The sequence below is a fragment of the Acidovorax sp. GW821-FHT09B03 genome, from assembly GCF_059418305.1.
This window is the reverse complement of sequence record NZ_JBWKPP010000035.1, coordinates 22,860-35,671: the sequence shown is the minus strand read 5'-3', so window position 1 is coordinate 35,671 and position 12,812 is coordinate 22,860. Positions and strand designations below refer to the sequence as shown.

Here is a 12,812-nt window from a genome sequence, read left to right as displayed (position 1 = left end):
TCTGGTCAAAGACCGCAGATGACATCCTCGCGAGTGTCGAGAGATTTTGCCTGCGAACTTCTAACTCACGACACTAGGGCCCCCGGGTTCTTCGCGACCGAGGGGCGGCTTCTGCCACTGCTGCCGCGCATGGAGATCTCGCTGCACGCCACGGCGCCGCAGTCGTGCGAACTGACCTGGCGAATGTACAGCCGAAGCCAGAGCCTTGCCGTCCGCTGCCTGGTGCTCCCGCTGGCCAGGCGGGTCATGCAGCGGCGGGCAGGCCGGGGCCTGGCTGCGCTGAAGGCGCGCATGGAGGGGGCTGCCGGTACCTGACGCCAGGTGGGCTCAGTGCGCTCTCTGCGCGATGCGAAACAGGCGCGGGCGCAACTGGTGGGTGTCGGCTGCAAACTCTGCGCCAAAGGGCGACTGGGCCAGCTGCAGCAGGGCCGCCAGCGCATGCTGCTCCAGGCTGACGACCCAGCGCTCCTGCGGCCATTGCATCCAGTCGATGGCGATGCCCTCCAGGCAGGGGTGGGGCTCGCCCAGGATGGCCGCCAACCGCTCCAGCGCGAAGAGGAGCCGCAGCACCCGCTCGCGGTCGCCCACCAGGACCCTGGCCGGCTCCGTGGCGGCGCGCAGGATCAGCAGGTCGTCGGGCACCAGCCCGCCCTCGGTGTAGGCCTGCCGCAGGCGCTGCTGGAAATCGGGCGTGTCGGTCAGGCACAAGGGCGTCACGGTGCGGTTCCAGCCAGGGCGTTTTCGCAGGCTATGCCGGGAGGCCATGGTGCGCGAGGCGGCCGCCGGTGAAGCGCGGGTCGTCGGTCACCTCGCGCACCGCAAAGTCCGGCCCTGCAAACGCGGCCAGCAGCTCGGGGCTTGCGAACTCCGCCTCGGCCAGCAGCAGGCCCGCGAGCTCGCCCTGGAACTCGTCCACGATCAGGGCCACCCCGTCCGCCGGATGCAGCCGGTGCCGCAGCTTGGTGATGCGCCGCCCCGGCAGCGAGGCGGCGAGCAGCGCGAATTCATCCTCGGGCAGGTAGATGGACGTGATCAGCCGGGTGTGCACGTCCACGTCCCCCTTGCGGGTAAGCCGCAGCATGGGCGCGCCGCCATCGAGCGGGCGCGCCTCCCGCAGGCGCAGCCGCGCGCCGGTCACGTAGAGGTCGGTGATCGCCTCGGTGCGGCGAATGCGTTCGCGCGGCGGCAGCTCGCGGCACAGCCAGCGCCGTTCGCGCTCGATGGCAACGTAGTGGGGCTTGGGGAAGCCCAGGCGTTCTGCGGTCTCCTGGTCGATGCTGCTCACCGGCGCTCCTGTGTTCGTGGCGTCCTTGCGGGGTGGGCATGATGCCATGGGCGGGAGGCCCTGCGGGGGCGGGTGCTCAGGCCTCGTCCTCGGGCAGGGGCGTGTACTCTGCGGGCGAGGCGATGTGGCCGGCTTCGAGCTGCGCGTGCATGTCCTGCTCCAGCGCGATGTCCCTCAGGACCTGCAGGCGCTGGCGCGCCTGCGCCACGGTCAGCGGCTGCTCGGGCGACGAATCCTGCGCAGGGGCGCCGGCCGAGATGGCCGCATCAAAGACCGCCAGCGGCAGGGTCCCCGCCTCGATGCCTTGCAGCAGCGCCACCACCTGGGCCTTGCTGGCGGGCCACTCGCCTGAGAACACCGCGATGTCCAGCACGGACTCGTTCGCCACCGCCCGGCGCCGGATCTCGGCGATGGAGTGCGGGCTGATGCGCCGGATGGCCGCAATCTGCGGGGCGCTGAGGTCCGGGTGCGAGGGCTTGAAGCGAAAGCAGCGGTGGCTCATGGGGGCAATGGGGCGCTCAGGTGGGCGCGCGACCTTCCTTGAGTGCAACCTTCCTCAAGGATTGGATGCAGCCGTGGTGGCCTGGGTCATGACCGTGGCCCAGGCACCGTCCACGCGCTTCCACACCTCCACCACCCACAGCCCGCCGCTGAAAAAACGCGTGACGACCAGCTCGCCTTGCTGCTCATGGTGCTCGCGCTCGCGTGCGACATAGGGCCGCGGCTTCTGCGCCTGGAGGTTGCCGATCCTTTGCGCCCGGGACATGTACTGCCCGTTCTGCTGGACCGTCGTGAAACGGCCCGCGGTGTACTGGCCCCACTGCACGGCATCGGCCGCGTAGAAGGCCTCGTCGCGTGCGCGCATCGCGGCCTGAAGGTCGGGGGGAAGCACGCTCGTGTCAGTCATTGCACGACTGTAGCAAACGGGGCCGACGCAGGTCTGGCTCGCGACCCAAGGCCAAGCCACTGCGCAGCCGGTGCATGGTGAGCAGCGGGCGGGGGGGCCGCGCGCGCCGGGAATAGCTTCGCTCCTACACGTCGCCGCATGGGCATGGCATATGGTGGGTTCGCCGCACGCCACTGCCTTGCCCACGGACGACCTCACCATGATCCAACGCCTCACCGCCGCCCTTGCCACCCTGCTTGCTGCCCTCGCACTCTCGGGCTGTGGCTACAACGACTTCCAGCGCCTGGACGAACAATCCAAGGCCGCATGGAGCGAGGTGCTCAACCAGTACCAGCGCCGCGCAGAGCTGGTGCCCAACATCGTGGCCAGCGTGAAGGGCGAGGCCAATTTCGAGCAGGAAACGCTCACCCGCGTGGTGCAGGCGCGGGCCCAGGCCACTGCCATCCAGGTGACGCCCGAGACCCTCAACGACCCTGAGACCATGCGCAAGTTCCAGGCGGCGCAGGGCGAGCTGTCGAGTGCGCTGTCGCGGTTGATCGCGGTGTCCGAGCGCTACCCCACGCTGCAGGCGAACCAGGGGTTTCGCGACCTGCGTGTGACGCTGGAGGGCACCGAGAACCGCATCGCCGTGGCGCGCAACCGCTACATCGATACGGTGCAGCAGTACAACACCCTGGCGCGCAGCTTTCCCACCAACTTCACGGCCAAGGTGTTCAGCTACGCCCCCAAGCCGCCGATGGCCGTGCCCAATGAGGCGCAGATCTCCGCCCCGCCCACGGTGGACTTCTCAACCACCCCCAAGAAGCCGTGAGCTACGGGCTCATGCCGCACGCCAAGCCCTTCTGGCGCTACCTTGCCACTGCCGCGCTCCTGCTGGGGGCGGTTTGTGCCTGGGCCCAGGCGCCCGTGCAGCCGGTACCAGCGCTCACAGGCCATGTGGTGGATGGCACTGGCACGCTCAGCGCCGATCAGCGCACGGCGCTCGAAGCGCAACTGACCGCTCTGGAATCGAGCCAGGGCAGCCAGGTGGTCGTGCTGATGGTGCCCACCACCGCCCCTGAAGACATTGCCGCCTATGCCAACCGCGTGGCCAACCAATGGAAGATCGGGCGCCGCGACGTGGGGGACGGGGTGTTGGTGCTGGTCGCCAAGGACGACCGCAAGATGCGCATCGAGGTGGCCAAGGCGCTCGAAGGCGCCATCCCCGACATCGCGGCTGCGCGCATCATCGACGGCACCCTGCAGCCGCGCTTTCGCGCTGGCGACTTTGCCGGCGGACTGCAGGCTGCCGCCACGCAGCTGGGTGCGCTGATTGCCCGCGAACCGCTTCCCGAACCCTCTGCGCCACAGCCATCGCAAACGCGTGGCCAAGGCATGGTTTCGGGGTTTGGCTGGGGTGAGGCCGCTATCGTCCTGGTGATGGGCGTGCTGATCGGCGGGCCGATTGCGCGCTCGATGTTCGGCAACGCGTTCGGCTCGCTCGCCACCGGCGGCGCGGCGGGGCTGGGGGCCTTCGTGCTCACATCCAGCGTTCTCCTGGCCGGCCTGGCAGCCATTGCGGGCCTGCTGTTCACGCTGATGGCCGGAGCAGGCCGGCGCACCACGCTGCGCCAAGGGGGCTCCGGCATCCCATGGGGCGGGGGGCTCGGGGGCCTTGGCGGCCTGGGCGGCGGAGGCTTCGGCGGGGGGGGCTCGCGCGGAGGTTCGGGCGGCGGCTTCAGCTCGGGCGGCGGTGGCAACTTTGGCGGGGGCGGTGCCTCCGGAGGGTGGTAGCCATGGTGCTGTCCCGATCTCTGCGCGCGCTGCGGCGCCTGGCCGTACACCGCTGGCAAGAGGGCGATGTGCGCAAGGCCCTGCCCGATGAGGCCCTGGCGCGGCTGTCGGCACGCGTGGCGGCCAGCGAGCAGTTGCACACGGGGCAGATCCGCATCTGCGCCGAAGGCGCGCTGCCCTGGAGCTATCTGCAGCGCGACGCCACGGCCCGCGAACGCGCGCTCATGCTGTTCAGCAAGCTGCGCGTGTGGGACACCGAGCACAACAACGGCGTGCTGATCTACCTGCTGGTGCCCGAGCACGCCATCGAGATCGTTGCCGATCGTGGCCTGGCCCGCAGCGTGCCGCCGGGCGAATGGGAGGCGGTAGTGTCTCAACTGGCTGTGCACCTGCGCGAAGGCCGCTACGAAGAGGGCCTGGCGCAGGCGGTGGATGCAGTGTCGGCCAGGCAGGCGGCGCACTTTCCCAGGCTGGGCGCCGGCATCGCTTACGCCAACGAGTTGCCTGACGCGCCGGTTGTTCGGTGAGTGGCTGCCGCCGCCTGCCGCAGCCCGCAGTTGTGGGGTGACGGCAAAGCGCAGCTCTGCAGCGGTGCGTTCGGCCTGCGCAATGCCAGGGTGATCGCACAGGGCGATGCTGCCGGTGGCCTCTTGGCCTCTTGGCCTCTCAGGCCTCCAGCAGCGCCCCGTCCTCCCGCAGGCACGATTGCAGGCGGTGGACATCGGTGTCCTGGAGCCTTTGGGCGCCGGCCAGGGCGGCAGCGGTGCCCGCAGCCTGTCCCATCACGAAGCACCCACCGCTGGCGCGCGCCGCGGACTGGCCTTCGTGGGTCATGGACGCGCAGCGGCCTGCCACGAGCAGATTCTCCAACACCTTGGGCACGAGCATCCTCCAGGGCAGGTCGTTGTAGGCCCTGCGCGGGTCCGATGGGAAGCCCCAGGAGATACCGCCCGCACGGTGCAGCTCCATGGGCCAGGCGTTGAAGCCGATCCGGTCGTCGAAGCGGGCCGATTGGAGAATGTCTTCGCCCGTCAGCGCATACAGGCCCTCGATGCGGCGGGTTTCGCGGATGCCGATCTGCGGCGCGATCTCCACGATGCGCGAGCCTTCGAAGCCTGGAACCTGTTCGCGCAGGAAGCGGAAGTACTCGGCGATCTGCCGGCGCCCCTCCACCTCGCCGTCGCTCAGCTCGATGGCGTTCACGGCGTTCATCGCCTGCCCCTGGGCGTTGGCGATGGAGGTGACGTTGGCGCGCCACTCCGCCGGATGGATCTGGGGCCGCAGGATCGCTCCTTCGCGGGGAAACCGGTATCTGCCCGGAAATTGTTCCTGCGCTCGTTCCATGAAGTCGTTGATGGCCTTGAACTCGCCCACGGCCGGCAGCGCCCGGTCGGCATCGACATGCCCGACCCGGAACATCGTCGAGGGAAACAGGCCGCTGCCGTGCCCGTCGCCGACCTCGTGCGCAACGCCGGCGAAGGCCGCCACATCCGCGTCGCCGGAACAGTCGATGAACACGTTGCCGCGAATCGCCTGCCGGCCCGATTTCGTCTCGACGACGAGCGCCTGGATGCGGTTGCCATCGCGCAGGACACCTGCGGCCCGCGCATGGAACAGCAGCTGCACGCCCGCACCGAGCAGCCATTGGTCGGCCGCACATTTGTAGATGGAGGTGTCGTAGGAGCGCACCCGGATGCGCCCCTGCATCCCGTCCTGCGGCTGGTTCAGCCCTCCCTGCGCCTGCAGGCGGTCCAGCAGCTCGTCAACGACGCCCCGCACCAGCAGCTTCATCTCCCCTTCATGCCGGCCGTACAGGCCGGCGAAGTTGGTGACGCCGCCTGCGGTGCCCATGCCGCCCAGAAAGCCGTAGGACTCCACGAGCAGGGTCCGCGCCCCCCTGCGCGCCGCGCTCACCGCAGCCGCCAGGCCGGCCGGCCCGCCGCCCACCACCACCACGTCGTATTCACCAAAGACCGGCAGGTGGCGCGCGGGCTCCAGCAGTGTTTCAACAGCCATGTCGTTCTTTTCTTTCATTGCAATCAATCCAGGGCGATGCGGTTGGCTTCGATCACCGGCTTCCAGCGTGCGATGTCGGCGCCAAGCTGTTTGCGCATGTCTTCGGGCGAGCCGCCTGCGGGGTCCATGTACTGCGTGCGGAATCGCTCCACCATGGCCGGCTCGGCGAGGATCTGCGCGATCTGGCTCTGCAGGGTCTTCAGGACGGCGTCCGGCGTGCGAGCCGGTGCGACGAAGGCAATCCAGGCGTCCGCCTGGATGGCGGGCAGACCGCTTTCCGCGAGGGTGGGAACGTGGGGGAGCGAGGGTGACCGCGTCGGCGAAGCCACGGCCAGGGCCCACAGCTTGCCTGCCTTGACGTGGGGCATGACCGCTGCCGCCGGCAGCAGCGCCATGTCGACCTCACCGGACAGCAGGGCGGTGACGGCCGCCCCCGATCCGCGGTAGGGAATGTGCACCGCATCGGCACCGCCCTGGGCGGCCAGCGCAGCCATGCCCAGGTGCGAGATCGACCCGGCGCCGATGGATGCAAACGTCAGCTTCGCGCCTTTCATGGTGGAGGCGAGCGCCTTGGCGCCGGCGCTCTCCAGCTTCTTGCCGACCACCAGCACGGAGGGCTGGGAGACGGCGATGGTGATGGGCGCAATGTCCCTGGCGGGGTCGTAGGGCAGCTTCTTGAACAGCAGCGCGTTCACCCCGAGCGGGCCCGCGATGCTCACGCCGATGGTGCGGCCATTGGGGCTGGCCTTGGCAATCGCGTCGGTGCCGATGTTGCCCGCCGCGCCGCTCTTGTTCTCGACCACGAAGGGTTGGTGCAGCCGGGCTGCAAGCCGCTCGCCAATGGCCCGCGCGGCCAGGTCCGGGGTGGAGCCTGCGTCGAACGGGACCACGAGCCTGACGGGGCCCTGCGGCCAGTCCTGGCTCCAGGCCGGCAGGCCGGCCAGGCACAGGCATGCCAGTGCGGCGGCGGCGCGGATGGAGGGGAATGCGGTGAAAAAAATGGACCGCGTGTCGGATGCCATGGGTGTTGTCTCCTTGTGTGTCCCCCGCATGCGGTACAGGGATTGCGCAAACTTTAGGGGGAGAGCAACATTGCGTCTATTTAATGCGCGGCATAACTCTCAGCAGGATTTGAAATAATGGACATGCGGCTGCTCTCCGTGTTCGATGAGGTCTACAAGACGCGCAGCGTGTCGCGCGCGGCTGAGAATCTGGACATTCCGCAGACCTCGGTGAGCCTGGCCCTGGCACGCCTGCGGCGGCAGTTCAACGACCAGCTGTTCGTGCGAACCGCGCAGGGCATGGTGCCCACGCCGCATGCCGCCGACCTGCTCGGCCCTCTGCGGCAAGCGCTGGAGCTGCTGCGCACGGCCACGAAACAGCAGGTGGTGTTTGACCCGCTGACCTCGAAGCGGCACTTCCGCATCAGCATGACCGACGTGAGCCATCTGGAGTTTCTGCCGCGGCTGGTCAAGAAGGTCGAGTCCGTGGCCCCGGGCATCCAGATCGAGGTGCTGCGGATCGCCCCCGAGACGGCGGCCCGCCTGGAGGCCGGCGATGCCGACCTGGCCGTGGGCTACATGCCCGAACTCGATGCGGGCTTCTACCAGCAAAAGCTCTTCGATGAGGGGTTTGCCTGCGTGGTGAGAAAGGCGCACCCGCGCCTTGCGTCGCGTGTCACCCGGCCGCTCTACCGGCGGGAGCGGCACGTGGCCATCATCGCGCCGGGCACCGGGCATGGCTTGCTGGAGCAGGAGCTCAAGCGCCTGAAGATGCAGCGCGACGTGGTGCTGACCCTGCACACGCTGCCGGGCCTGGGCAACCTTCTGGCGCAGACCGACCTGATCGCCACGGTGCCCGCACGCGTCGCCCAGACCCTGGCACGGATTGCGGCGGTGCGCCTGGTGCAGACCTCATTCCCGCTGCCGACCTTTGCCATCAAGCAGCACTGGCATGAGCGCTTTCACCACGATCCCGGCAACAGATGGCTGCGTGCGATGGTGGCGGAGCTGTTTCTGGAGTGAGGGCGCTTGCGCCTGCCGTCCGCCGCCGTGCCGGCGGTCGCTAGACTCCGATGGACGCATCGTTTTTCGCACAACAAGACATGGCCACTGGCAAGCAATCCCCCATCCCCTTGAACGAGCCTTATCGGCTGGACCAGTCGCTGGGCTACCTCCTCAACCGGTCGGCGGACATTGTGTCCGCCACGTTTGCCGACATCCTGAAGAAGCACCACCTGAGCCTTCCCGAATGGCGTGTGCTGACCGCGCTGACGGACGGCAACGACCAGACCCTCAGCGAACTCGCGGCGCACGCGGGAACCGAGCTGTCCTACCTCTCGCGGGTCGTGCTGCAGGCGCAGGAGCGCGGGCTGGTGCTGCGCTTCACCTCGGCTGCCGACAAGCGCGCCACGCGTGTCTCCATCACTGCCGATGGCCGCGCCCTAGTGCGCGAAGTCATGCCCCAGGCCAGGGCGCTGGAGGCGAGCTGGCTGCACGGCATTCCAACGGCGGACGTGGACACCATGCGCAGGACCTTGCGCGCCCTGTACCACAACGTGCTCAACAGCCACCCGGACCTGGCATCCAGCGGTCGCAAGCTGACGGTGGCGCGCCGGATGCGCAAGCGCAGCGATGCCTCTGGCGAAGACGGTCCGGCATCCGACTAGGCTTCCAACGCTCCATGCACGGCCCATCGGGGGATTTGCGTGCCCCGGGTTTACACCAGCATGTCCCGATAAAAGGTAGCTTAAGCTACTAATCATCAGGTGGTCATGGTGGCTGCCGTGCACCGCCGCAGCGGCGAGGAGCTTCGATGACAAACCACGACGGCCACCCCGATCCGGTGCCCAGCGCGGGGGGCAGGGCAACTGCAACCTCCATCGCCAGGGCGCGCAGGCCTGCACTGACTGGCCTGCTGCGCAGGCCATTCCTGGCGGCCCTGGGCGCTGTCCTTGCCGTGGCTGCGGGCGCCGCGCAGGCGCAGGTGGCGCCGTTTGCGACGCAGCCCATCACCATCGTCGTGCCCTACACGCCGGGCAGCGGCGCCGACATCATTGCGCGCTCCGTGGCGCCCTTCATGTCCCGCAGGTTGGGGCAGCCGGTGGTCGTGGAGAACAAGCCCGGTGCCAGCGGAACCATTGCCATGGCCAGCGTTGCCAAGTCTGCCGCCGACGGGCATACGCTGCTCATGGCCGCGGACTCCCTGGCCATGACCCCCAGCCTCTACCGCAAGCTGGCGGCGCTGCCCCACAAGGACCTCGCTGCGATCGGCCGGGCGGCTGTCGGCTCCATGGCGCTGGTGGTGCACCCCTCGGTGCCGGTGTCGTCGGTGGCCGAGCTGGTGGCGTTGGCCCGCAGCGAGCCGGGCCGGCTGACCTATGCGACGCCCGGCGCCGCATCGCCGCACCATGTGCTGATGGAGCTGTTCAAGCAATCCACCGCCACCGACCTGCTGCACGTGCCCTACAAGGGCATGGCCGGCGCGGTGACCGATCTGGTGGGCGGGCATGTGCAGGTGGGCGTGATGTCGCTGCAGGTGGCGATGCCGCATGCCAACGCCGGCAAGCTGCGGCTGCTCGCCGTGGCGGACGGTACCAGGGTGGCCGCAGCCCCACTGGTGCCGACATTTCGGGAGGCGGGGTACTCCGAGCTGTCGCATGCGAACTGGTTCGGGTTGTTTGCTCCCGCGGCAACGCCGGCCAGCGCCATCGGCAGGCTCAACGCGGCGTTGCTGGAGGCCCTGTCGCAAAAGTCCACGCTGGACACCTTGCAGGCCCAGGGCCTGGCCGTGTCCGCCAGTTCGCCCGCCGATTTCGCACAGCAGGTGCAGCAGGATGTCGAACGCTGGAGCCAGGTGGTGTCCAAGGCCGGCATCAAGGCGGACTGAAGCGCCACGACCCCCCAGGCCCGGCCTCGCGCACCCGCGGGCGCGCGCCGGGTGCAACACCTCCCCACAAGCAACCAGACCCCATGAACTCCGACCTCGAAACCCTTGTCACGAACGCCCGCGCCCAGCTGTCGGCCCGCTCCGAACCGATTGGATCCTCCCCGGGCGGGAGGGCGCGCTTTGAACTGTTCCACGCGCCCAATTCGATCTGCTCGCAGAAGGTCCGCGCAGTGCTGGCCCACCACGGCATGGCGTACCTGTCCAGCTCCATGAGCATTGTTGCCGGAGAGACCTATCTGCCGCAGTACGTGCGCCTGCGCATGCTGGCGTGCGACAGCGAGGGTCTGCCCCTGGTGTCCTTGCACTCCGGCAGTACCGCCGTGGCGACGGGGGGTTGCGATCCCGCTGTGGTTCCCACGCTGGTGGACTGGACGGCGGGCAAGGTCGTCATCGACTCCAGGCGGATATGCAGCTACCTGGACGGTCTGGCGGACCCTGCCGCGACGCTTCGCCCGGGCCACCTGGCCGATGGAATCGACCAGGAGCTGGGGCTGGTCGACGAACTGCCCAACTACCAGATGCTGGTCGGGCGCACGCCGGATGCACACCGCTACGGCGCGTCGCCGCGGGCGGGCACCGGCGTGGATTTCGCCATGAAAAAGGTGGCGCGGTGCGACCGGTACCTGGCTGATTTCCCGCAGGACGAGCTACTGCAACGCGGTTACCGGGCCAAGCGGGCCAAGGAGCTGTGTGCCGCCGAGCAACTGTTCTCGCAAGAGGCCATGCTCCGTGCCTACGAGAAGGCGGAGGCCGCCTGCAGCCAGCTGGAGCAGACTCTGACCGAGCGCGCATCGCCTTGGCTTTTTGGCGAGGCGCTGACCATGGCCGACCTCTTCTGGGCGATTGAGCTGTTGCGCATGAAGAACCTGGGTGCCGACCGGTTCTGGAGCGGCGGCCTTCGGCCCCACGTCGCCGCGTACGTTGGGCGGTGCGAACTTGCGCCGGCGGTTCGCGAGGCAGTGCTGGACTGGCCGGGCGCCATTCACTGAGGCAGCGCCCGGGCCCGGCCTCGACCGGCTCGCGATTGGCGGGCCCCACAGGCGTGCGCGCCTGACGGAATGGGGGGCTTGCGGCAGGTACCCTGCCATGCCTTTGCGGGGCCCATGGGTGCCCGCCAACCGGCATCAGCGCACCCAAGCCGGTGGCTCGGCACCTCGTGGACGACGCACTACCTGCCTGGGGTAGGGACAAGCCGCGTTGCACTGCGCATACTGCGCAGCGCGCAGGGGAGGGAGGCCGAATCCGGTGTACCCGGGAGTGGCCGGCTGCATTGCGCCCCGTGTTGCAGCGGGTTGCCAGGCCAGCGCCTTTTTGCCCACGCAGTTCTGGTGGTGCTCCCCAGGTCATCTTCGTTGTGTGTTGTTTCCTTCTTCTTTCCTTCTTTTTTGTTTTGTTGAAAGGCGGATCCCCATGAATTTCCTGGACGTGTTGACCCACCCCTTGCAGGCGCCGCAGATCGCTTCGTCCCGCCAACTGGCGACGAAATGGGCAATTGCGTGCGCCCTGCTCGCCACCGCGCTGGGCGCCCACGCCGCCACGGTGGTGAAGTTCGCCACGGGTGCCACGAGCTCGGCCGCCATCCTGAGCGATGGAACGCTCTGGACCTGGGGCAACAACATGAACGGGCAGTTGGGCAACGGCACGTCCGTCAGCGCGGAAAAGCCGGTCCGTGTGGGCACCGGCTTCACCCAGGTGCAGGTGGGCAGCCGCTACATGGTGGCGCTCAAGGCCGATGGCAGCCTGTGGATGTGGGGCCATGCGGTCCTGAAGGACCGCGAGTTCTACGAAACCGCGCCGGTGCAGATCGGCAGCGGCTTTGACAAGCTGCTCACGTCCGACACCGCCGCCAAGGCCGATGGCAGTGTCTGGTTCTGGGGCGAGTCCAAGCTCGTCTACAGCGCGCCCGCAGGGGGCAGTGGCTCGCTGGACCAGTTGCCCAGCGGCTACTAGCAGATGGCCACAGGCCCCTACAACGCGCTGTTCGTGCTCGATGGTGGCGCGCTGCGCTACGTGTCGAACAACCACCTGCTCAACATCTGGCGCACTGCCTACGGCAGCAACGGCCCGGCAGGCAGCGGGTTTGCGCAGGTCGCGCTCAATGCCGCCACCGCCGTGGGCGTGAAGGCGGATGGAACGCTCTGGCAGTGGAAGGGCGAGGAGCAGCCCGCCTCGCTCGGCGCGGGCTATGGCCAGGTGGCCAAGGGCACGTCGCACACCGTGGCGCTGAAGACCGATGGCACTGTGTGGGTCTGGGGCTCCAATGCCAATGGCCAGCTGGGTGTGGATTCGCCGGCCGATGTGGACAGCCCCCAGCTCCTGGGCAACGGCTACACCGCGATCGCGGCCGCGGCCCTGCACACCCTGGCCCTGAAGTCCGACGGCACCCTCATGGCCTGGGGCAGCAACAGCGTGGGGCAGTTGGGCACCGGGCCAGCCGGGGCCGCGCCGGTGCAGCCGACGCCCGTGGTGTTCGAAGGCCCCAGTCCGGGGCAACTGGGCGAGATGACCGTGACGGGGCCGATTGAGCTCCAGACGCTCACGGTGCGGGTGCAGATCAGCAGCGAACACCTGGCCAGTGGCGTAGAGGGCGATGTCTATCTCATGGTCTTTGGGCCGGATTCATCGGGATTCAGCTACAACGGGTACGGTTTCTCACCCCTTACACCGTTCGGCATTCCCCTGCCCTGGATCCACGGGCTGGAGAACAGGACCACTGTGCTGATCTCGAACCAGGACCTGCGCGCCTTGCGGGGCTCCACGCTGTATGTCGGTTACGGCCTCAAGAGTGACAAGCAAAGCAGCACGCTGTACGAGATGGTGGCGAGCAAGCGCTACCAGCTGGTCCACACCATCCGGTAGTGGCTGCCCGGTGACACGGCCCGC

Annotated in this window: 16 protein-coding genes; 10 read left to right on the top strand and 6 right to left on the bottom strand. The window is 68.5% G+C overall.

Annotation, left to right across the window (positions count from 1 at the left end):
- Positions 1–129 precede the first annotated feature (129 nt).
- Positions 130–315 carry a hypothetical protein gene (locus AC07PA_RS32185; RefSeq protein WP_494610195.1) on the top strand — a complete coding sequence of 62 codons (186 nt, stop codon included), beginning with the start codon at positions 130–132 and terminating at the stop codon, positions 313–315.
- A 12-nt stretch (positions 316–327) separates the two neighbouring features.
- On the opposite strand, the gene AC07PA_RS32180 is transcribed toward AC07PA_RS32185, so the two are convergent.
- The 4 genes from AC07PA_RS32180 to AC07PA_RS32165 form a co-directional block, all read right to left on the bottom strand.
- Positions 328–717 (bottom strand): hypothetical protein, encoded by a 390-nt coding sequence (locus tag AC07PA_RS32180; protein WP_007853262.1) that lies wholly within the window; start codon positions 715–717, stop codon positions 328–330.
- Between the two features lie 31 nt (positions 718–748).
- Positions 749–1,285 (bottom strand): hypothetical protein, encoded by a 537-nt coding sequence (locus AC07PA_RS32175; RefSeq protein WP_494610196.1) that lies wholly within the window; start codon positions 1,283–1,285, stop codon positions 749–751.
- Between the two features lie 76 nt (positions 1,286–1,361).
- The gene (locus AC07PA_RS32170) at positions 1,362–1,787 is read right to left on the bottom strand and encodes a hypothetical protein (RefSeq protein WP_494610197.1); all 426 of its coding nucleotides are present in this window, start codon (positions 1,785–1,787) and stop codon (positions 1,362–1,364) included.
- Between the two features lie 54 nt (positions 1,788–1,841).
- Positions 1,842–2,192: a nuclear transport factor 2 family protein gene (locus AC07PA_RS32165; protein ID WP_494610198.1), complete on the bottom strand. Its 351-nt coding sequence runs from the start codon at positions 2,190–2,192 to the stop codon at positions 1,842–1,844.
- Between the two features lie 199 nt (positions 2,193–2,391).
- Between AC07PA_RS32165 and AC07PA_RS32160 the strand changes: the two genes are divergently transcribed.
- From AC07PA_RS32160 to AC07PA_RS32150, 3 genes are read left to right on the top strand one after another with little or no spacing between them, the layout of a single operon-like run.
- A complete protein-coding gene (locus tag AC07PA_RS32160) occupies positions 2,392–3,003 on the top strand; it encodes a LemA family protein (protein WP_494610199.1) in 612 nt (203 codons plus the stop codon).
- Positions 3,004–3,014: 11 nt separating this feature from the next.
- On the top strand, positions 3,015–3,965 hold the full coding sequence (locus tag AC07PA_RS32155; RefSeq protein WP_494610224.1) for a TPM domain-containing protein: 951 nt from the start codon (positions 3,015–3,017) through the stop codon (positions 3,963–3,965).
- Between the two features lie 2 nt (positions 3,966–3,967).
- Positions 3,968–4,492 (top strand): TPM domain-containing protein, encoded by a 525-nt coding sequence (locus AC07PA_RS32150; RefSeq protein WP_035203047.1) that lies wholly within the window; start codon positions 3,968–3,970, stop codon positions 4,490–4,492.
- Between the two features lie 139 nt (positions 4,493–4,631).
- Here the strand turns inward: AC07PA_RS32150 and AC07PA_RS32145 are convergent, their stop codons facing one another.
- Both AC07PA_RS32145 and AC07PA_RS32140 read right to left on the bottom strand, forming a co-directional pair.
- Positions 4,632–5,981 carry an FAD-dependent oxidoreductase gene (locus tag AC07PA_RS32145; RefSeq protein ID WP_494610200.1) on the bottom strand — a complete coding sequence of 450 codons (1,350 nt, stop codon included), beginning with the start codon at positions 5,979–5,981 and terminating at the stop codon, positions 4,632–4,634.
- 23 nt (positions 5,982–6,004) lie between these two features.
- Positions 6,005–7,003: a Bug family tripartite tricarboxylate transporter substrate binding protein gene (locus AC07PA_RS32140; protein WP_494610201.1), complete on the bottom strand. Its 999-nt coding sequence runs from the start codon at positions 7,001–7,003 to the stop codon at positions 6,005–6,007.
- A 123-nt stretch (positions 7,004–7,126) separates the two neighbouring features.
- Between AC07PA_RS32140 and AC07PA_RS32135 the strand changes: the two genes are divergently transcribed.
- The 6 genes from AC07PA_RS32135 to AC07PA_RS32110 all read left to right on the top strand — a co-directional run bounded on the left by AC07PA_RS32135 (position 7,127) and on the right by AC07PA_RS32110 (position 12,788).
- Positions 7,127–8,005 (top strand): LysR family transcriptional regulator, encoded by an 879-nt coding sequence (locus AC07PA_RS32135; protein WP_238541823.1) that lies wholly within the window; start codon positions 7,127–7,129, stop codon positions 8,003–8,005.
- An 80-nt stretch (positions 8,006–8,085) separates the two neighbouring features.
- On the top strand, positions 8,086–8,649 hold the full coding sequence (locus AC07PA_RS32130; protein WP_186457995.1) for a MarR family winged helix-turn-helix transcriptional regulator: 564 nt from the start codon (positions 8,086–8,088) through the stop codon (positions 8,647–8,649).
- 146 nt (positions 8,650–8,795) lie between these two features.
- A complete protein-coding gene (locus AC07PA_RS32125) occupies positions 8,796–9,869 on the top strand; it encodes a Bug family tripartite tricarboxylate transporter substrate binding protein (protein WP_494610203.1) in 1,074 nt (357 codons plus the stop codon).
- A gap of 83 nt (positions 9,870–9,952) precedes the next feature.
- Positions 9,953–10,918, top strand: coding sequence for a glutathione S-transferase family protein (locus AC07PA_RS32120; RefSeq protein WP_494610204.1), 966 nt, complete (start codon positions 9,953–9,955; stop codon positions 10,916–10,918).
- Between the two features lie 421 nt (positions 10,919–11,339).
- Entirely contained in the window at positions 11,340–11,879 is a 540-nt protein-coding gene (locus AC07PA_RS32115; protein WP_494610205.1) for a hypothetical protein, read from the top strand.
- 3 nt (positions 11,880–11,882) lie between these two features.
- On the top strand, positions 11,883–12,788 hold the full coding sequence (locus AC07PA_RS32110; RefSeq protein WP_494610206.1) for an RCC1 domain-containing protein: 906 nt from the start codon (positions 11,883–11,885) through the stop codon (positions 12,786–12,788).
- Positions 12,789–12,812 lie beyond the last annotated feature (24 nt).